14 protein-coding genes are annotated in these 19,618 nt (G+C 71.0%); 4 read left to right on the top strand and 10 right to left on the bottom strand.

Annotated features, from left to right (window positions below):
* Nucleotides 1-75 precede the first annotated feature (75 nt).
* From nagE to RTL41_RS14700, 4 genes are all read right to left on the bottom strand, one after another.
* Nucleotides 76-1,764, bottom strand: a complete 1,689-nt coding sequence (gene nagE, locus RTL41_RS14715; RefSeq protein ID WP_312165767.1) for an N-acetylglucosamine-specific PTS transporter subunit IIBC — start codon at nucleotides 1,762-1,764, stop codon at nucleotides 76-78.
* The gene (gene ptsP / locus RTL41_RS14710) at nucleotides 1,764-4,268 is read right to left on the bottom strand and encodes a phosphoenolpyruvate--protein phosphotransferase (RefSeq protein ID WP_312165765.1); all 2,505 of its coding nucleotides are present in this window, start codon (nucleotides 4,266-4,268) and stop codon (nucleotides 1,764-1,766) included. The genes nagE and ptsP overlap by 1 nt, the downstream gene beginning before the upstream one ends.
* The gene (locus RTL41_RS14705) at nucleotides 4,258-6,552 is read right to left on the bottom strand and encodes a family 20 glycosylhydrolase (RefSeq protein ID WP_312165764.1); all 2,295 of its coding nucleotides are present in this window, start codon (nucleotides 6,550-6,552) and stop codon (nucleotides 4,258-4,260) included. The genes ptsP and RTL41_RS14705 overlap by 11 nt, the downstream gene beginning before the upstream one ends.
* Nucleotides 6,553-6,796: 244 nt before the next feature.
* On the bottom strand, nucleotides 6,797-9,433 hold the full coding sequence (locus RTL41_RS14700) for a TonB-dependent receptor (RefSeq protein WP_312165763.1): 2,637 nt from the start codon (nucleotides 9,431-9,433) through the stop codon (nucleotides 6,797-6,799).
* Between the two features lie 266 nt (nucleotides 9,434-9,699).
* Between RTL41_RS14700 and RTL41_RS14695 the strand changes: the two genes are divergently transcribed.
* The 4 genes from RTL41_RS14695 (at nucleotide 9,700) to RTL41_RS14680 (ending at nucleotide 13,564) form a co-directional block, all read left to right on the top strand.
* Complete coding sequence (locus RTL41_RS14695) at nucleotides 9,700-10,437, top strand: GntR family transcriptional regulator (RefSeq protein ID WP_312165762.1); 738 nt, start codon at nucleotides 9,700-9,702, stop codon at nucleotides 10,435-10,437.
* Between the two features lie 70 nt (nucleotides 10,438-10,507).
* A complete protein-coding gene (locus RTL41_RS14690; RefSeq protein WP_312165826.1) occupies nucleotides 10,508-11,503 on the top strand; it encodes an SIS domain-containing protein in 996 nt (331 codons plus the stop codon).
* A complete protein-coding gene (gene nagA / locus RTL41_RS14685) occupies nucleotides 11,503-12,618 on the top strand; it encodes an N-acetylglucosamine-6-phosphate deacetylase (protein ID WP_312165760.1) in 1,116 nt (371 codons plus the stop codon). The genes RTL41_RS14690 and nagA overlap by 1 nt, the downstream gene beginning before the upstream one ends.
* A gap of 37 nt (nucleotides 12,619-12,655) precedes the next feature.
* The gene (locus RTL41_RS14680; protein WP_312165759.1) at nucleotides 12,656-13,564 is read left to right on the top strand and encodes a siderophore-interacting protein; all 909 of its coding nucleotides are present in this window, start codon (nucleotides 12,656-12,658) and stop codon (nucleotides 13,562-13,564) included.
* Between the two features lie 7 nt (nucleotides 13,565-13,571).
* On the opposite strand, the gene RTL41_RS14675 is transcribed toward RTL41_RS14680, so the two are convergent.
* The 6 genes from RTL41_RS14675 to hmgA all read right to left on the bottom strand — a co-directional run bounded on the left by RTL41_RS14675 (nucleotide 13,572) and on the right by hmgA (nucleotide 19,605).
* Complete coding sequence (locus RTL41_RS14675) at nucleotides 13,572-14,711, bottom strand: AAA family ATPase (protein WP_312165758.1); 1,140 nt, start codon at nucleotides 14,709-14,711, stop codon at nucleotides 13,572-13,574.
* Nucleotides 14,712-14,985: 274 nt separating this feature from the next.
* Nucleotides 14,986-16,260 (bottom strand): O-acetylhomoserine aminocarboxypropyltransferase, encoded by a 1,275-nt coding sequence (locus RTL41_RS14670; RefSeq protein WP_312165757.1) that lies wholly within the window; start codon nucleotides 16,258-16,260, stop codon nucleotides 14,986-14,988.
* A 90-nt stretch (nucleotides 16,261-16,350) separates the two neighbouring features.
* Entirely contained in the window at nucleotides 16,351-16,548 is a 198-nt protein-coding gene (locus tag RTL41_RS14665; protein WP_312165756.1) for an SHOCT domain-containing protein, read from the bottom strand.
* A gap of 95 nt (nucleotides 16,549-16,643) precedes the next feature.
* Nucleotides 16,644-17,021 carry a Rieske (2Fe-2S) protein gene (locus RTL41_RS14660; protein WP_312165755.1) on the bottom strand — a complete coding sequence of 126 codons (378 nt, stop codon included), beginning with the start codon at nucleotides 17,019-17,021 and terminating at the stop codon, nucleotides 16,644-16,646.
* Entirely contained in the window at nucleotides 17,018-18,313 is a 1,296-nt protein-coding gene (fahA, locus tag RTL41_RS14655) for a fumarylacetoacetase (RefSeq protein WP_312165753.1), read from the bottom strand. The genes RTL41_RS14660 and fahA overlap by 4 nt, the downstream gene beginning before the upstream one ends.
* Complete coding sequence (gene hmgA / locus RTL41_RS14650; RefSeq protein ID WP_312165752.1) at nucleotides 18,310-19,605, bottom strand: homogentisate 1,2-dioxygenase; 1,296 nt, start codon at nucleotides 19,603-19,605, stop codon at nucleotides 18,310-18,312. The genes fahA and hmgA overlap by 4 nt, the downstream gene beginning before the upstream one ends.
* Between the last annotated feature and the right edge of the window lie 13 nt (nucleotides 19,606-19,618).

Below are 19,618 nucleotides of genomic sequence, written 5' to 3'. Positions count from 1 at the left end.
GGCCGCCCGCAACCGCCCTGTTTGCGGCCCGATCGTGCAGGTTCCTGCAAGCTGCGGCCGAAAACCTGCCGATAGCTAGGCCGGCGCCAGCAGAATCTGCACCTCGCCGCCCGGCAGCCGGGCCACGCCGCGCGCGCCGCGCGCCAGCAGCAGCGCCTCGTCCAGGGCCGCCGGATCGACCAGCCGCGCGCAGACCCGGCCCGCCTTCAGCGCCGCCTCGGCGACGTTGCCGGCCCCGCCCAGCCCGGCCAGCCAGGGGCCGAGGTCGAACGGCGCGGCGGGCGCCGCCGCAGCCGGGCCGGCCGGCGCCGCGAGCGGCCCGCCGGCCATCGCCGCGCGGATCTCGCCGGCCACCTGGTCGGCGACCGGGCCCAGCACCACCTGCAGCGCCTTGTCCGAGGGGCGCACCATGCCGCGCGAGCCCAGCGCCTTCAGCGCCGCCTCGTCCACCGCGCCCTGGTCGGCCACCACCAGCCGCAGCCGGGTCGTGCAGGCGTCGACGCCGACCAGGTTGGCCGCCCCGCCCAGGGCGACGACGAAGTCCTCGCCGCGCTTGCCGCTGAGCGGCCTGGGCGCGCCGGAGCCTGACGCCGCCTCAGGCTCGCGGCCCGGCGTCTTCAGGTCGAAGCGCGCGATCGCCCAGCGGAAGACGCCGTAGTAGAGCGCGAAGTAGGCAAGCCCGATCGGCAGCAAATACAACGGGTTGGTCGCCTTTCCGAAGTTCAGCGCATAGTCGAAGAACCCGGCCGAGAACCCAAAGCCCAGCTTCACGTCCAGCAGGCTCATGATGATGAACGACAGCCCCGTCAGCAGCGCATGGATCGCGTAGAGCACCGGCGCCAGGAACATGAAGCTGAACTCGATCGGCTCGGTCACCCCGGTCAGGAAGGTGGTCAGCGCCATCGAGGCCAGCATGCCGCCGACCGCCTTGCGCCGGTGCGCCGGGGCGGCGTGGTACATGGCCAGGCACGCCGCCGGCAGGCCGAACATCATCACCGGGAAGAACCCGGCCATGAAGCTCCCGGCGCTCGGGTCGCCCGCGAAGAAGCGGTTCAGGTCCCCGGTCGCGCCGTGGAAATCGCCGACGATGAACCAGGCGATGTTGTTGAGGATGTGGTGGAGGCCGGTGACGATCAGCGCCCGGTTCAGCACCCCATAGACGAACAGCCCGGCCTCGCCCGAGCCGACGATGGCGCGGCTGGCGCCGTCCATGGCGCTGTTGAGCCCCTCGTAGGTGAAGCCGACCGCCGCGCCCAGCGTCAGCCCGGCCAGCCCGGCGACGATCGGCACGAACCGCCGCCCACCGAAAAAGGCGAGGTATTCCGGCAGCTTGACGTTCGAGAAGCGGTTGTAGAACTGCCCGCCCACCAGGCCTGAGATGATCCCGATCGGCACCGAGACCTTGGCGATCGCCTTCTCCTTGAAGGCGGCCGTGGCCAGGGATGCGGCCTCGCCGGCCATCCCCTTCAGCGCCTCGGGCGGCACGTGCAGCAGCACCTCGGCGCTGCGCGAGGCGATCAGGAAGCAGACCACGCCGGCCAGTCCCGCCGCGCCGTGGTTGTCCCGCGCCAGTCCCACCGCCACGCCCGCCGCGAACAGCAGGCCGAGATTGGCGAAGATCGCCTCCCCCGCCGCGGCGATGAACGCCACGTCGAGCAGGTCGGGCTGGCCCAGCCGCAGCAGCAGGCCCGCGGCCGGCAGCACGGCGATGGGCAGCATCAGCGCCCGGCCCAGGGATTGCAGCGCTTCGAGGGGCGAGGCCATCAGGCTTCTCCGGTCAGGAAGGTGTTGGAGAGGGCGCGCACCGCCTCGGGCGAGGGCTGGTCCAGGGCCTTGCGCGCCAGCTCGGCGCAGGCTCCCGGCGACAGGGTGCGGATCAGGGCCTTGGCCTCGGGGATCGCGGCCGAGGGCATGGAGAGCTCGGTGATCCCCAGGCCGATCAGGATCGGCACGGCGGCCAGGTCGCCGGCCAGGCCGCCGCAGACCCCGGTCCAGAGGGCGTGCTTGCGGCCGCCCTCGCTGGCCTGGGCGATCAGCCGCAGCACCGCCGGGTGCAGGGCGTCGATCTCGCCGGCCAGGTCCGGGTTCCCGCGGTCCATGGCCAGGGCGTACTGGGTCAGGTCGTTGGTCCCCACCGACAGGAAGTCGGCCTCGGCCGCCAGCAGGTCGGCGGTCGCCGCCGCGGCCGGGGTCTCGATCATCACCCCCAGGTCGGTGCGCCCGACCCGGCCCATCTCGCGGCGCGCCTCGTCCAGGGCCGCGCGCACGGCGCGCAGCTCCGACAGGCTGGCGACCATCGGGGCCATGATCTTCGCGTGCGGCGCACCGCGCAGGATCGCCCGAAGCTGGGTCTTCAGCACCTGGGGGCGGCGCATCAGCACGCGCACGCCCCGCACCCCCAGGGCGGGATTTTCTTCAGGCCCGATAGGCAGATAGGGCGCGGTCTTGTCGCCGCCGACGTCGAGCAGGCGGATGATCATCGGCCGCCCGCCCATGGCCGCGGCGATGGCGCCGTAGCGCTCGGCCTGCTCCTCCTCGTCGGGCGCGGTGTCGCGCTCCAGGAACAGGAACTCGGTGCGCAGCAGGCCGCAGCCCTCGGCCCCCGCCGCCTCGGCGGCCTCGGCGTCGGCCAGCGAGCCCAGGTTCGCATAGACCTTGATCCGCGTCCCGTCGGCCATCCGGCAGTCCTCGCGCGAGGCGAGCCTGGCGGCGGCGCGGCGTTCGGCGCGAACGGCCAATGTCGTCTGGGCGGTCTCCAGGGCCTTGGCGTCCGGCGCGACGTGCAGCAGGCCGGCGTCGGCGTCGAGGATCAGGCTGGTCCCCTCGTTGATCGCCGCCACGCCCGGCCCGGCCGCCACCACCGCCGGCACGCCCATCGAGGCGGCCAGGATGGCGACGTGCGAGGTCGGCCCGCCCCTGGCCGTGCAGATCCCCGCCAGCCGCCCGGCGTCCAGCCCCATCAGTTGCGAGGGCAGCACTTCCTCGGCCAACAGGATCGCGCCCGGCGGCAGTTCGGGACCGCGGTCCTCCTCGCCCGCCAGGATCAGCAGCACCCGGCGCTCCAGGTCCAGCAGGTCGTCGACCCGCTCGGCGATCCGCCGGTCGCCCAGGCCGCGCAGCGCCTCGACATAGGCCCCGATGGCGCTGCGCCAGGCGAAGCCTGCGCTCTTGCCCTCGCCGATCAGGCGGGCGGCCTGGCCGGTCAGCTCCGGGTCCTCCAGGAAGGCCGCATGCGCGCCCAGGATGGCCCGCCGCGCCTGCCCCTCGCCGCTCTCGGCCTCGCGGGCGAGCCTGGCGCCGACGGCGGCGAGCGCGGCGTCCAGCGCCGCCTGCTCCTGCGCCGCGCCCTGCCCGGCCTCGACGACCGTGAGCTCCTCGACGAACAGCCGCACGGCCTTGCCGACCGCCAGGCCCGGCGAGGCCATCACCCCCTTCAGCACCGCCAGGCCGGCGCGCCTGGCGGGCGGCGCCTCGACCGGCGCAGGCGCGGGGCTGCGGATCGGCGCGCCCTCGCCCATGCCGCCCTCGATCAGTTCGGCGACGGCTTCCAGCGCCGCGGCGGCGTCGGGCCCGGCCGCCGCCAGGGTCGCGCTGTCGCCGTGCCGCAGGCCCAGCGACATGATCCCCACCGGGCTGCGGGCGTTGGCGCGGCGGTTGAGCGCCAGCAGCGAAATCTCGGCCTGGAAGCGCTTGGCGGTCTCGGCCACCCGCGCCGCCGGGCGCGCGTGCAGGCCGTGCATCAGCGGCACGACGATGGCGCGGGTCAGCTCCGGCCCGGCGGCGACCGCCTGCGCGGCCACGGCGACGCCGGGCGCCAGGGTCAGCAGCCGCTCGCCGACCTTGACCGCCGCCCCGGACAACCGGGCCGTGATGCTGCGGCCGGCCGCGTCGGTGACGATGATCGGGGTGATCAGGCTCGTGGCCCGCTCGGCCAGCACCGCCAGGTCGAAGGAGATCAGCCGCTGGCCCGCGCTCACGACCTGGCCCTCGGCGACATGGACCTCGAAGCCCTCGCCGCCCAGCGCGACGGTGTCGAGCCCGACATGCATCAGTATCTCCACCCCGCCCTCGGCCCGCAGGCTGACGGCGTGGCGGGCGGCGTGCACGGCGACGATCACCCCGTCGCAGGGCGCATGCAGCACGCCGCCGGTCGGGTCGATCGCCAGCCCCTCGCCCAGCATCGCCTGCGCGAACACCGGATCGGGAACCTCGGCCAGCGGCGCGGCCCAGCCGTCCAGGGGCGAGAGCAGCACCAGGTCAGCGCTCATGGCCAGCTCCCGCGACCAGGGTGACGCGGTCGAGCACCCACATCGGCTCCACCGTCTTCTGGGTGAAGGTGAAGCACAGGTCCTGCGGCCCCGGCGCGCCGGCGATCTGGCCGCTCAGCACCGTGACGCCCTGCGAGCGCGCGGCCGGCGCCAGCGGCAGGGTCGCCACCACCGCGCCGGAGCAGGATCCCTGGCGCACTTCCAGCTCGCCCTCTGCGGTCGCGGGCGGACGGAACCTGATCTTCTCGATGTCCTGGCCGATCTGGAAGTTGAACGGGATCTGCCCGACCGCCGCCTCGATCTGCGAAACGCCCGTCAGATCAACACCTTCGTAGAGCCAGCAGGGGCTGAGGATGTCGACCAGGAAGCGTGCGCGCTCGCCGTCGATCGGCGCGTCGTCCTCCAGGTTGAGCACCAGTTGGCGCTGGCACGAGGCCAGTTCCTGGCTGGCGCGGGTGCGGATGCTGCGGGCGTCCACGGCGATGTCCGACGGCGCGGCCAGGGCCTGGCCGCCGCGGAAGGCCTGGGCGCGCACCCGGGTCCCGAGCGGAACCTCCAGCGGCGCGGTGTAGAGCGCCGAGCCGGCCGCCGGCTGCGAGCCGTCGAGCGTGTAGCGGATCTCGCCGACGTCCTCGGCCCCCAGCAGGGCGACGCGCGCGCCCGTTCCGCTCGGGCTGCTCAGGGCGCGGACCTTCAGCGGCGTCTCGTCGAAGGCCAGGCCCAGGCCGCGATAGCGGTCCAGCTCGACCGGCAGCCGGTCGGCGAAGCCGTCCCAGTCCTTGGCCGCGGCCGGCGACCAGGCGGTCTCGGCCAGGGCCGCGACCCGCGGGAACAGCATCAGCGAGACCCGCTCCTCGGTGCGGGCGTGCTCGGTCCAGATGTTGCCCTGCACGCCCAGCACGTGATGGCGCTCGTCGGCGTTGAGGGCGGCCGGCATCGGCTCGTAGCTGTAGACGTCCTTCAGCGACACTACCGCCCCGCGGCCCGGCGGCTCGCCCGGCGCGGCGCTCTGGCGGTAGTTGAGGTACATCATCGGCTCGGGGCTCAGGATCGTGTCGTGCCCCAGCTTGGCGGCGATGATCGCCCCGTCGATCCCGCGCCAGGACATCACCGTCGCGCTCTCGGCGACGCCGCCTTCGAGGATCTCGTCCCAGCCGATCAGCCGGCGGCCCTTGGCCTCCAGCATCTGCTCGACGCGCGAGATGAACCAGCCCTGCAACTGGCGCTCGCTGGCGATGTGCAGCTCCTTCATCCGCGCCTGGACGGCGGGATTGGTCTTCCACTGGTCCTTCACCGCCTCGTCGCCGCCGACATGGACGTAGCGGCCGGGAAACAGGGCCACGACCTCGCTCAGCACGTCGTCCAGGAACGCGAAGGTCTTCTCGTCCACATTGTAGAGATAGGGAAAGACGCCCCAGTCCGAGGAGGTGGCGGCCGGCGGCGTCGCGGCCGAGCCCAGGTCGGGATAGGCGACGATCGGCGCATGGGCGTGGCCCGGCGTCTCGATCTCCGGGACGATGGTGACGTGGCGGGCGGCGGCGTAGGCGACGACGTCTCGCACCTGGTCCTGGGTGTAGTAGCCGCCGATCACCCTCGGCTTGCCGGTCTTGGGGTCGATGTCCGCGGCGGCCGCCGGGCCGGCGGGCGCGCGCCAGGCGCCGACCTCGGTCAGCCTGGGATATTTCTTGATCTCCAGCCGCCAGCCCTGATCGTCGGTCAGGTGCCAGTGCAGGGTGTTGAGCTTGGCCAGCGCCATCCGGTCGATGAGGCCCTTCACGTAGTCGACGCTCTGGAAGTGGCGGGCGCTGTCCAGCATCACGCCGCGCCAGGCGAAGCGCGGCGCGTCCTCGATCTGGCGGGCGGCGACCAGGATCGGCCCGCGCCGGCCGTCGACCGTGGCGAGCTGCCAGGCGGTGACCGCGCCGTAGAACAGGCCCGCGTCGCCGGCCGAGGCGATGGCGATGCGCTGGCCCGAGACCTCGAGCCTGTAGGCCTCGCCGGCCGGGCCCTGGCGGGAGAGGACGATGGCGCGTTCGCCGGCCCTCGGCGCCCGAACGGCCAGCATCAGCCCGCGGCTGCGGCCTAGCAGCTCGGCCAGGTGGCGGGCGCTGGCCATCGCCTGGGGATCGTCGGCGGGCGCGCTGATCACGGTGCGCGCATCCAGTTGGAAGCCGCCGTCGCGCGGAATGTCGGAGACGGGCGCCGGGACGATCGGGGCGCCGGCCCAGCTACTGGTCGCCAGCAGCGCCGCAGCGGCCGTGGCGAGGAGAAGGGAACGGATCATCGGCCGGACTCGCGCAAAATAAGGGCGGAGCGGCAAGCCGCCCCGCCCAGTGGCCTCGATGAGGCGGGGTTGCGGGGAATCTCTGCGCGGGCGGTCTTCATGGACGCATCCTGGACCGGCCTGCGCGCTAAGCGAAGGCGCGGACGGGGATCCGGGCATGGGCCCCCGTCCGCCGCGGGCGCGGCCCAGAGCCGGGCCGTGTCCACGTAGGGTATGGCCGGTCATGACCGGCCGAGCCGCCGCGTCAGAAGGTCAGGTTGATGGTCGCCATGTACTTCCGACCCGTGCGGTAGACGCCGCGCGGCAGCGATTCCTTGTTGGCGTAGGCGTAGTATTCGGAGTCCGTGAGGTTCATGCCCGCCAGGGTCAGGCTGACATTGTCCGTGAAGTTGTAGGTGCCCGACACGTCGAGGGTGTCGTAGTCCTTGACGTACATGTTGTCGCCGCGGTCGACGCCGGTGAAGTACTTCGAACGCCAGCTATAGGTCGCGCGGAGCTGGATCGGGCCGTTCTCGTAGAACGGGCTGAGGTTGACCTGGTGGCGCGAGTTGTAGGGCAGGTCCGCGCCGTCGTCGGCCTCGCCGTCGGCATAGGTGTAGTTGGCCAGCAGGCCCAGGCCGTAGGCGTAGTTCTGCTGATAGGCCAGCGAGAAGCCGGCGATGTCGGCGCTGCCGGCGTTGTGCGGGCGGCTGATCTGATAGGTCGTCACCCGGCCCTGCGACTGGTTGAAGTACTGCTCGGGCGCGGTCTGCTGCAGGATGTAGTTGCTGATGTCCTTGTAGAACAGCTCCAGCGCCACGATCGCCTGGGGCTGGAAGTACCACTCCGCCGACAGGTTGAAGTTGCTCGACTTGTAGGGATCGAGGTTCGGGTTGCCGCCCTGGCCGGTCAGGATGCCGTCCGAGAGCTGGAAGAAGTTGGTCATGTCGGCATAGTTCGGCCGCGCGATCACCTGGGCCGCGGCGAAGCGGACGATGACGTCCTCGGTGACGTTGTAGGCCAGGTTCACGCTGGGCAGGACGTTGTCGTAGGACTTCGACGTCGTCCGCCAGGACCAGTCGGCGGGCCCCGAACAAGGCGAGCCCGGGTTGCAGACATAGCCGGAGCTGTCGACGCCGGTGTTCACATAGCGGAACCCGAAGTTGCCGCGCAGGGCGCCGGATTCGATCTCGGCCTGGGCGTAGATGGCGTTGATGTCTTCCTGGATCGCCCAGTTGCCGGCGGTGAACTCCGGCGCCGCGAAGATCGAGGGCGTCGGCATCGCCTGGCCGGGGGCCAGCCACTGGCCGCCCTGGACATAGGCGACCATGGCGTCGCCGCTGATGCGGAAGCGGCCGCGCATCTGGTCGTTGGCCCCGAAGCCGTCGAGGTAGTTGCCCGGGACGGTGGTGGGCTGGAACAGGCTGGCCGGCGCCGCCACGCCGGTGACCGCGATGCCGGCGTACTGCTGGGTGGTCTCGTGGCGGCGGAACTTGTAGCCGACCTGCACGCGCTTGATGACGCCGTCGAGGTCGAGGCCGAAGTCGGCCTGGGCGTACTTCTCTTCGTCGGTGGTCGGCTTTTCGACCAGGTTGCCGCTCCAGCCCGGATCGGTGGCGAAGGCGGCCGGATTGCCCTGGACGTTGGTGGCGTAGGTCAGTTGGCCGGCCTGGCCGGGCGCGCCGCTGATGTCGACCGTGTAGTCGGCCCAGTTCAGGAATTCGAGGAACACCTGGCGTTTGGTGCCGCCGTCGGCCTTGGACCAGCCCGCGTTCCCCGACAGGTCCCAGCCGTCGCCCTGGTACTTCCCGCGGAAGTCATAGGTGTCGGAGTTCATCTCGGCTTCGCGGTACTGCACGTCCAGCACGCTGAGCGCGTTCTGGAAGCTGGCGACCGTGACCACCTGATCGCGGACGGTCAGGCCGGTGAGCGCGCCCAGGCTGTTCCAGGTGTTGCCCTGGAAGGCGTACATCGACTGGTTCAGGTTGTCGTAGGTGGCCTTGATCTTCAGCCAGTTGAACTCCAGCTCCAGGTTCTCCATCGGCCGGAACTGCAGCGAGGCGGTGTAGCTGGTGCGTTCGCGCTCCTGCTCGAAGAACGAGGTGCCGAAGGCGTTGGGGCTGCGGGCGTTCTGGTTGGCGCCCAAGGTCAGCGCGCATTCGCCCACGCAGCCGAAGTTGCGCGAGTCGACCGGGTTGTCGGCGTTGCCGCCGGCCCAGTTGCCGGCCGCCATGGTGCCGTAGGTTTCGAGGCCGTCGCGGCGAAGCTGATCGGTGGCCCGCTGGACCGAGAACGCCGCGCCGAGGGTCTCGGCCTCGTTCTTCCAGCTCACCATCGCGGCGCCCTGGACATCGCCCTCCTCGGAGCGGTCGTTGTAGAGGTAGCCGAGCGAGCCGGCGAGGGTCAGCGGCTTCAGGTCGAATGGGCGGCGGGTGTTGACGATGACCGTCCCGCCGATGCTGCCTTCGTCGAGCCGCGCTTCCGGCGACTTGTAGATGTCGACGCGGCCGACGATCTGCGGTGCGAGCAGGGCGTAGTTGAAGGTCCGGCCGGGCGTGTCGAGAATGAACCAGTCGGCCGACGCGACCGTCTGACCGTTCAGCAGGGTGCGGTTCAGCGCCGGGTCGGTGCCCAGGATGCTGACCTTCTCGCCCTGGCCGAACTGGCGGTCGACGGTGACGCCGGGCACCATGGTCAGGGCTTCGGCGACGTTGGTGTTCGGGAACTTGCCGACGTCTTCGGCGGTCACCGAGTCGACGATGGCGTCGGCGGCGCGCTTGGTCTCCAGCGATTGCTGCAGCGAGGCGCGGATGCCGGTGACGACGAGTTCGTCGACCTGGGTGGCCTGCGCGAAGGCCGGTCCGGCGCCGGCGACGGCCAACAGGCTCGCGGACGCGATCAAAATGGATTTGCGATGCTTCACTCGGCTTCTCCCCTAAATCCGGGCCTTCCCCCGGAGCCGACGCGAGCCCAATGTGATACCAATTCTTCGCAAAGACCTGCGAAGACCGGCGTTACATCGACCCTGCGACGCCGATCTGTGCGCAGTTTCATAAAATTGACAAGCCCAAAAAGAGACCAATTGCGCTACTGGTACATATTGGTATCTAAATGGTCTCAACACACGCCGACGGCAGGCACGCCGGCGATCCCCGCGGAGAGACGCCCTTGACCTTTTCCGAGCGCATCGGCCGGCTGGACGCCCAGGACCACGCGCCGCTTTACCGCCAGCTCCAGAAGGTGCTGCGTGATGCGATCGCCAATCGCGTCCTGGGCCCCGACGACGCCCTGCCCGCCGAGCGCGACTTCGCCGAGGAACTGGGCGTGTCGAGAATCACCGTGCGCAAGGCGCTGGACGGCCTGGTCGGCGAGGGCCTGCTGGTCCGCCGCCAGGGCGCGGGCACCTTCGTGGCGGCGCGGGTCGAGAAGAACTTCTCCAAGCTGTCGTCCTTCACCGAGGACATGATCGCCCGCGGCCGGGTCCCGCACTCGGCCTGGCTGTCGCGGACCGAAGGCCAGGTGACGCCGGAGGAATCGCTGACGCTCGGCCTGTCGCCGGGCGCGCCGGTCTATCGCTTCAACCGGATCCGCTACGCCGACGGCGCGCCGATGGCGCTGGAATACTCGACCCTGGCGGCGTTCTGCATGCCCAGCCCCGACTTCGTGGAGACCTCGCTCTACGAGGCGCTGGAGAAGACCGGCCACCGGCCGGTGCGGGCGCTGCAGCGGCTGCGCGCTGTGCTGTTCACCGACGAGCAGGCCGACCTGCTGGGCGTGGCGCCGCGCGATCCGGGGCTGCTGATCGAACGGCGCGGGTTCCTGAAGGACGGGCGCGCGGTGGAAGTCACCCAGTCCTATTATCGCGGCGACGCCTACGACTTCGTCGCCGAACTGAACGCCCTTTGAGACAAGCCCAGTGGCCCGGAGAAAACGCGTGACCCTCAAGCCCCCTGCCCTGCGCCCCGAGGCTACGCGCATGTTCCAGGAGGCCGCCGAGGCGCCCGCCGTCGTGGCCCGGATGCTGGCCGCGAACCGCCAGGCGGCCCAGGCGCTGGGGGCCGAACTGCGGGCCCATCCGCCCAGGGCCGTGGTCACCTGCGCGCGCGGCTCCTCGGATCACGCCGCGACCTACGCCAAGTACCTGGTCGAGACCGGCACGGGCGTCGTCACCTCCTCGGCGGCGCTGTCGGTCAGCTCGGTCTATGCGGCCGAGCCGAAGCTGGACGGCATGCTCTACCTGGCGATTTCGCAGTCCGGGAAGAGCCCCGACCTCCTCGCCGCCGTCGAGGCCGCCAGGCAGGGCGGCGCGCGCACCGTGGCCCTGGTCAATGACGAAGCCTCGCCGCTGGCGGCGATGGCCGACCGGGTGCTGCCGCTGCATGCGGGCCCCGAGCTGAGCGTCGCGGCCACCAAGTCCTACATCGCCGCCCTGGCGGGCATCGCCCAACTGGTCGCCGCCTGGACCCAGGACGCCGCCCTGGAGAAGGGCCTGAACGACCTGCCGGCCATCCTGGAAAAGGCCTGGCCGCTCGACTGGAGCTCGGCGGCCGAGCAGTTGAAGGACGCGCGCAACCTCTATGTCCTGGCCCGCGGCGTCGGCTTCGGGGTCGCCCAGGAGGCGGCGCTGAAGTTCAAGGAGACCTGCGGCCTGCACGCCGAGGCCTTCAGCGCCGCCGAGGTGCTGCACGGCCCGATGGCGCTGGTGAACCAGGGCTTCCCGGTCCTGGTCTTCGCCCAGGACGACCAGAGCCAGGACAGCGTCGTGGCCCTGGCCAAGGACCTGGCCGCGCGCGGGGCCCAGGTGATGCTGGCCGGCGGCGGCGGCGGCCTGCCGACCTTGAGCGCCCATCCGATCCTGGAGCCGATCGTCCGGGTGCAGGGCTTCTACCGCATGGCCAATCAGCTCTCGATCCTGCGCGGGCACGATCCCGACCGGCCGCCCCACCTCAACAAGGTGACCGAGACCGTCTGATGACCACCGCGTTCGTGAACGGTCGGGTCCTGACCGCAAAGGGCCTGGAGACCACCAGCATCATCGTCGACGGCGGGCGCATCGCAGCCGTCGGCGAGACGGCGGCCGACCGGACCGTCGACCTGGAGGGCGGCTATCTGCTGCCCGGCTTCATCGACACCCAGGTCAACGGCGGCGGCGGGGTGCTGTTCAACGACGCGCCCACGGTCGAGGCGATCGCCACGATCGGCGCGGCGCACCGCACCTATGGAACCACCGGCTTCCTGCCGACCCTGATCAGCGACGACCTCTCGACCGTCGCCAGGGCCATCGCGGCGGTCGATGCGGCGATCGAGGCCGGCGTGCCCGGCGTGCTGGGCATCCACATCGAGGGGCCGTTCCTCAGCGAGCAGCGCAAGGGGGTGCACGACGCCTCCAAGTTCCGCACCCTGGACGCCGCGGCGCTGGAGCTGCTGACCTCGGCCAGGCGCGGCCGCACGCTGGTGACCCTGGCGCCCGAAACCACGACGCCCGAAATGATCGGCAAGCTGGCCCGGGCCGGGGTGACCATCGCCGCGGGCCACACCAACGCCACCTACGAGCGGCTGACCGAGGCGCTGGGCGCCGGCGTCACCGGCTTCACCCACCTGTTCAACGCCATGTCGCCATTGACCAGCCGCGCCCCGGGCGCGGTCGGGGCGGCGCTGGAGCATCAGGCGAGCTGGTGCGGGATCATCGCCGACGGCCGCCACATCCATCCGGCGGTGCTGCGCATCGCCTTCGCGGCCAAGCGGCGCGACCGGTTCATGCTGGTCACCGACGCCATGCCCAGCGTCGGCATGACCGACAAGAGCTTCACCATCCAGGGCCGCCCGATCCGGGTGGTCGACGGGGTCTGCGTCGACGAGAACGGCACCCTGGCCGGATCGGACCTGGACATGGCCGGAGCGGTCGCCAACGCCGTGCGGATGGCCGGGCTCAGCCTGGAAGAGGCCGCAAGGATGGCCTCGGCCAACCCGGCGGCGTTCCTGCGCCTGGACGGGTACGGCGTCATCGCGCCCGGCGCGCGCGCCGACCTCGTGCTGCTGGACCAGGACCTGAGGACGCAGCGGACCTGGATCGGCGGCATCGAATAATATTGCGAGTCATTCGCAACTGTGATGTGGTGGGAGCATGTCGCAGGAAGCTTCCCAACCCGCCTCGCCCTACAAGCTGTTCGACGTCGCCCTGAAGGCCAAGTCCCCGCTGTCGCCCCACCTCTGGCGCTTCACCTTCGAGGGGCCGCAGGTCGGGCGGATGGCGACCCTGGCGCCTGACCAGCGCATCAAGATCTTCTTTCCGACCCCGCAGGGCCGCCCGCCGGAGCTGGTCGGCACGCCCGATTGGTACGCCCGCTACAAGAAGCAGGACGTGGCCACCCGCCCGCCCATGCGCACCTATACGATCCGCGCCCTGCGCGCCCATGCCGGCGAGGTGGACGTCGACTTCGTGCTGCATGGCGAGACCGGCCCCGCCTCGACCTGGGCCACGCGGGCCAGGCCGGGAGAACGCCTGCAGATCATGGCCCCCAACGCCGCCTTCGAGGGCGACGCCGGCGGCTATGAATGGAAGCCGCCGCAGGGCCTGAGGCGCCTGCTGCTGATCGCCGACGAGACCGCCCTGCCGGCGGTGGCCGGAATCCTCGAGGAACTGGCCGCCCTGCCCGCCCCGCCGATCACCGAGCTCTACGTCGAGACGCCGTCGGAGGACGACGCGATCCCGCTGGCCACCTGGCCGGGGCTGTCGGTCGAATGGATGCCGCGCGGCCTCGAAGCGCCCGGCGCGAAGATGCTGGGCGCCGCCCATCGGGCCGCCCTGCCGACCGCTGGATCGAAGGCCGCGCCGGTGCTGGCCGAGGTGAACGTCGACGAGGCCATCCTCTGGGACGTCTCGGCCCCGGGCGACGCCGGCTTCTATGGCTGGGTGGCCGGCGAGGCCGCGGCGGTCCTGGCCATCCGGCGGCTGCTGATCGCCGAACGCAAGGTCGACAAGAACGCGCTCAACCTGATGGGCTATTGGCGCGAAGGCCGGGTGCTGGACTGATCGCCCGCTAGGTCTCGTCCGCGAACTCGCCAAGCAGGCTGAGCCCCTGGATCCAGGTCGCGCCGTCCTGCTTGACGACCGTGCGCACCTGGCCGATCCCCGATTGGTCGACGGCCTCGGCCAGGGCTTCCGAATGGGTGACCAGCCAGATCTGGGCGCGCTCGGCGGCGCGGGTCACCAGCCGGGCCAGCGGCGCCATCAGGTGCGGATGGAGGCTGGCTTCCGGCTCGTTCAGGGCGACGAAGGGCGGCAGGCGATAGGCCAGCAGCGCGCCGGCCAGGCCCAGGAACCGCAGGGTCCCGTCGGACAGCTCCTCCGGCTCGAACACCCGATCGGGAAACTCCGCGAACACCATGCCGAAGCTGGCGGTGCGTCCCGGCTGGGGAACCACCAACCGTGCGCCGGGGAAGGCTTCGGCGATCGCCTGGTCCAGGTCGTGGGTGTCCTGGCGCACATGGGCCAGGGTGGCGAACACCGCCGCCAGGTTCGAGCCGTCCGAGGCCAGGGTCGGGGTCGCCGCCGCCGGGCACGGGCGGCGCAGGGGCGAGCCGGCGTCGGTGCGCAGGTCGTGGTAGAAGCGCCACTCCAGCAAGGTGCGCCGGACCATGTCGAGCATGGGATAGCGGCTGGGATCCTGCAGCCGCCCGAGCACCGTTTCCGAGGCCAGCAGGTCGATGTCGATCTCGACGGGGCGGCCGTCCTCGTCGCGGGCCATGACCGAGGGGCCGCGCCGATCCATCAGCCGCACCTGGCGCCCGCCGCCATCGTAGGAGAGCCACTCCTCCTTGATCTGCGGCTCGAGGTCGAAGGCCGCCGTCGGGCGCGCGGGAAAGCCGATCTCGACGTGATAGCGGTAGACGCCGCGCGCCGCGCCCCGCGCCTCGGGATCGGAGAGGCTGACCTCCAGCGCGATACGAGCAGGACCCGATCGCCGCTGGCCGGCCCAGAACGCCGAGGCCATGCCCTCCTGGGCCAGTTCCAGTCCCAGCGTGTTGGCGGCGGCCGCGCGGATCAGCTCCAGGGCTCGATAGAGGTTGGTCTTGCCGACCCCGTTGCCGCCGACGAACACCTCCAGGTAGCTGACCGGGCAGACGATCTTGCGCAGCGAGCGGTAGCCGACGGCGGAGAATTCGCGGACGCGGAGCAAGGCGTCTCCCAGGGCTGACGAGGAGCCCTCCAAACCTAACCGCGAATCCCAAGCCTGGTAGAGCTAAAGTCTCCCTTGACCGGCCTAGCGGACAGTTCTCCCAGAGGGGCAGGGCGATCGCATCCGGCTCTTCTCCAGGGTTCGTCATGGCCGGGCCGGCAGGTCCCGGCCATCCATGGACACCGCCTTGTCGAGAATCTCCGGCGCGTATGGATCCCCGGCACGCCGGCGCGGCCGGGGATGACGATCAGAGGCGGCGCGCGCCCAGATTGGATCAAAGGCTTGAGAAGGCCTGGTCGAGGTCGGCGATGAGGTCGGCGACGTTCTCGATGCCGACCGACAGGCGGATGACGTCGGGGCCGGCGCCGGCGGCGACCTGGTTCTTCTCGTCCAGTTGGCGGTGGGTGGTCGAGGCCGGGTGGATGATCAGGCTGCGAGTGTCGCCGAGATTGGCCAGGTGAGAGAACAGCTTCACCCCGCCGACCAGCTTGATCCCGGCCTGGTAGCCGCCCTTGAGCCCGAACGAGAACACCGAGCCGGCGCCGTTCGGCGTGTAGCGCTTGGCCAGCGCGTTGTAGGGGTTGCCGTCGAGGCCGGCATAGGAGACCCACGCCACCTTGTCGTTGGCTTCCAGCCACCTGGCGACCGCCAGGGCGTTGTCGGCGTGGCGCTGCATGCGCAGCGGCAGGGTTTCGATGCCGGTCAGGATCATGAAGGCGTTGAACGGCGAGATCGACGGGCCAAGGTCGCGCAGGCCGAGCGCGCGGCAGGCGACGATGAAGGCGGCCGGGCCGAACGCCTCGGTGAACACCTTGCCGTGATAGCTGGGGTTGGGCTGCGAGAGATAGCCGAACTTGTCGCTGGCGGCCCAGTCGAAGCGGCCGGAGTCGATGATCGCCCCGCCCATCGAGTTGCCGTGGCCGCCGAGGAACTTGGTCAGCGAGTGGACGATGATGTCGGCGCCGTGCTCGAACGGCCGGCAGAGGTAGGGGGTGGCCAGGGTGTTGTCGACCACCAGCGGCACGCCGGCGTCATGGGCGACCTTGGCGATGGCGGCGATGTCGGTGATCACGCCGCCCGGATTGGCGATCGATTCCACGAACACCGCCCGGGTCTTGTCGTTGATGGCGGCGGCGTAGTCGGCCGGATCGTCGCTATCGATGAAGGTGGTCTCCCAGCCCATCCGCCTGAAGGACTGGCCGAGCTGGTTGATCGAGCCGCCATAGAGCTTGCGCGAGGCGACGATGTTGCAGCCCGGCTCCATCAGCGAGTGGAAGGCCAGGAACTGGGCGGCGTGGCCGCTGCCGACCGCCAGGGCCGCGACGCCGCCCTCCAGGTCGGCCAGGCGCGCTTCCAGCACGCCGGTCGTGGGGTTGCCCAGGCGGGTGTAGATGTTGCCCGGCGCTTCGAGGTTGAAGAGGTTGGCCGCGTGGTCGGCGTCGTCGAAGACGAAGGCCGTGGTCTGGTAGATCGGGGTGATCCGGGCCTTGGTCGTGGGATCGGGCGCGGCGCCGGCGTGGATGGCGCGGGTCTCGAAGTTCTGGGTCATGCGGGCGTCCTCTACGTCTCGTTGCAGCGACCTAGCCCGCGGCGCGGGCTCAGGTCCAGCCAGTGACGAGGTCGTGAGGCCTCAGATTTCCTACTTCCGCAGGATCTCCTTCCGCTTGCGCTCGTACTCGGACTTGGTGATGACGCCCTCGTCGTACGCCTTCTTGAGGTCGACGAGTTCCTGGCCGGTGGTCGCGGTGTCGACCTGGGTCGTGGTGCTGCTGCCGCAGGCGCCCAAGGGGGCGGCGCCGAGGCTGAGGACGGCGGCGGCGGCGAGGATGCGCATCATGGCTTTCTGGCTCCGATTGAGCCGCCATTAGGCCTCGAAAGCCGAGCTTGCGCCCTCAGGTGCAACCCTGAGAACCCAGGCCGGGGTTCGCCCGGTCAGGCGGTGCGGATCTGCCCCTCGACCAGGGCCACCGGCCAGGGCCGCAGCGACGCCCCGGCGCAAGGCCCGCCCACGCAGGCGCCGCTGTCGATGTCGAACAGGGCGCCGTGCCAGGCGCAGGCGATCAGGTCGCCGGCCGGCGTCAGGTAGTCGTCGAGCTTCTGGGCCAGCGGCAGGCCGGCGTGCGGGCAGCGGTCGACATAGCCCCTCACCTCCTGGCCGCGGCGGACCACGAAGCCATGGAAGAAGCCCTCGCCGATCTGCAGCACGAAATTGCGCGCCGCCCCGTCGGCGATCAGCTCCAGGGGGCCGAGCTTCACGCCTGGGGGCGTGGAGAACAGCCGGACCGCAGGCTGGGGCGTCTCCTCGCTCACCCGAGGATGGTTCCGACGCAGGGGCCAAAGCCGATGGCGACATAGCCCGCGGCGCGGGCGTGACCGGCGATGGAGAGCTCGTCGCCGTCCTGCAGGAAGGTGCGGGTCTCGCCGCTGGGCAGGGTGATCGGCGCGGTCCCGCCGCGGGTCAGCTCCAAGAGGCTGCCGAGGCCGGTGTCGTCGGGGGTGGAGATGGTGCCGGTGCCCAGCAGGTCGCCCGGATTGAGGTCGCAGCCGCCGACCGTGTGGTGCGCCACCATCTGGGCGGCGGTCCAGTAGAGGTGGCGCGCGGCGCTGGCCGAGATGCGGACCGGAGCGGTCCCCTGCTGGCGCATCCGGGCCGTCGACAGGAACACCTCGAGGTCGAGAGCGTAGGCGCCCGATGCCTGGTCGGCCGCGTCGGTCAGATAGGCCATCGGCGCGGGGTCGCCTGCGGGGCGCGCCGGCTGGGCGATGCGGAACGGGGCCAGGGCCTCGCTGGTCACGATCCAGGGCGAGATGGTGGTCATGAAGTTCTTGGCCAGGAACGGCCCCAGCGGCTGGTATTCCCAGGCCTGGAGGTCGCGGGCCGACCAGTCGTTGAGCAGGCAGAGGCCGGCGATGTGGGCGGACGCCTGGCCGATCGGGATGGGCTGGCCCAGCGTGTTGCCCTGGCCGATCCAGACGCCGAGTTCCAGCTCCAGGTCGAGCCGGGCGGAGGGGCCGAAGGTCGGCGCCTCGGCGTCGGGGGCCTTCTTCTGGCCGCTGGGCCGGCGCACCGGCGCGCCCGAGACGCGGATCGAGGAGGCGCGGCCGTGATAGCCGATCGGCACGTGCTTGTAGTTCGGCAGCAGCGGGTTGTCGGGCCGGAACTGGCGGCCGACGTTCAGGGCGTGATGAATGCCGGCGTAGAAGTCCGTGTAGTCACCGATGGCGGCCGGCAGATGCAGGGTGCAGGCGTCGGCGCGATGAAGCCAGGTCTCGACCTCGGCGCGGTCGGGCGCGCCTTGGGCGAGCAACTCCGACAGCCGCCGGCGCAGGGCGCGGCGGGCCGCGGGCGCCAGACCCAGCAGCGGGTTCAGCGTCGGGCCGGCGGCGGCCTTAGCCGCGGCCTTGGCCTCGCCGCTCAGCAGGGCCGAGCGTGCGGCCAGCGACAGGTCGAGGATCAGGTCGCCGATCGCCACCCCGCCCCGCGGCGCGGCGCCGTTCGGCGAGAAGACGCCCAGCGGCAAATTCTGGATCGGGAAGTCGGCATGGCCGTCGGCGCTCGAAACCCAACTGGCGCGGGCCGGGTCGTGGGTCTCGTCGATCATCGGGTGGGAACTTGCGCCTTGGAGAAGCCGGTCCAGCAGTCGTCATAGTCGAGCTGGTGCAGCGGGGTTTCGGTTGCGAACCGGGTCGGGCGGATCACCCAGCGGCTCTCGAACATGAAGGCCATGGTGTTCTCGATCTTGTGCGGCGCGAGGTTGGAGGCGACGGCCTTCTCGTAGCTCTCGCGGTCGGGGCCGTGGCCGCTCATGCAGTTGTGCAGCGAGGCGCCGCCGGGCGCGAAGCCGCCGGCCTTGGCGTCATAGGCGCCGTGGATCAGGCCCATGAACTCGCTCATCACGTTGCGGTGGAACCAGGGCGGGCGGAACGTGTGCTCGGCCACCATCCAGCGCGGCGGGAAGATCACGAAGTCGCAGTTGGCGGTGCCGGGGACCTCCGACGGCGAGGTCAGGACCGTGAAGATCGACGGGTCGGGGTGGTCGTAGCTGACCGTGTTGATCGTGTTGAAGCGGCCCAGGTCGTACTTGCAGGGCGCCAGCGCGCCGTGCCAGGCGACGACGTCGAGCGGGCTGTGGTCCAGCGTCGTGGTCCATAGCGCGCCCTGGAATTTCTGAACGACTTCCGTGGGTTCGTCGCGATCCTCAAACCAGGCCGTCGGGTAGAAGAAGTCGCGGGCGTTGGCCAGGCCGTTGGCGCCGATGGGGCCGAGCTCGGGCAGGCGGAACGGCGCGCCGTAGTTCTCGCAGACATAGCCGCCGGCGACCGGGCCGGTCAGCTCGACGCGGAAGCGCACGCCGCGCGGGACTACCGCGATCTCGCCCGGCTTCAGCTCAAGGCGGCCGAACTCGGTGGCGAGCAGCAGTTCGCCCTCCTGCGGCGCCAGCAGCAGCTCGCCATCGGCGTCGCAGAACACCCTGCCCTGCATCGAGCGGTTGGCGGCGTAGAGGTGGATGGCGATGCCAGCGAAGGTCCCGACGTCGCCGTTGCCGGCGTAGGTGACCAGCCCGTCGATGAAATCGGTCGGCTCGGCCGGGATCGGCAGCGGATCCCAGCGCAGGCGGTTGGGGCTGGGCGGAACCTCGTCGAAGGGGCCAGAGCGCAGCAGTTTGCCGCCGGCATAGGGCTGATAAGGCGAATGGCTGGCGGTGGGGCGCAGGCGATAGAGCCAGGAGCGCCTGTTCTCATGCCGTGGCGCAGTGAAGGCGCTGCCCGAGAGCTGCTCGGCGAACAGGCCGAACGGCGTCTGCTGCGGCGAGTTCTGGCCGACCGGCAGGGCGCCGGCGACGGCCTCGGTTTCGAAGCTTCCCCCGAAGCCGGACATGTAGTTCAGCGGCATGGTTGTCTCCACG

It is taken from the genome of Phenylobacterium sp., from assembly GCF_031984885.1.
In the GTDB taxonomy this organism is placed as follows: Bacteria; Pseudomonadota; Alphaproteobacteria; order Caulobacterales; family Caulobacteraceae; genus Phenylobacterium.
This window is presented reverse-complemented; position numbering and strand designations above follow the sequence as displayed.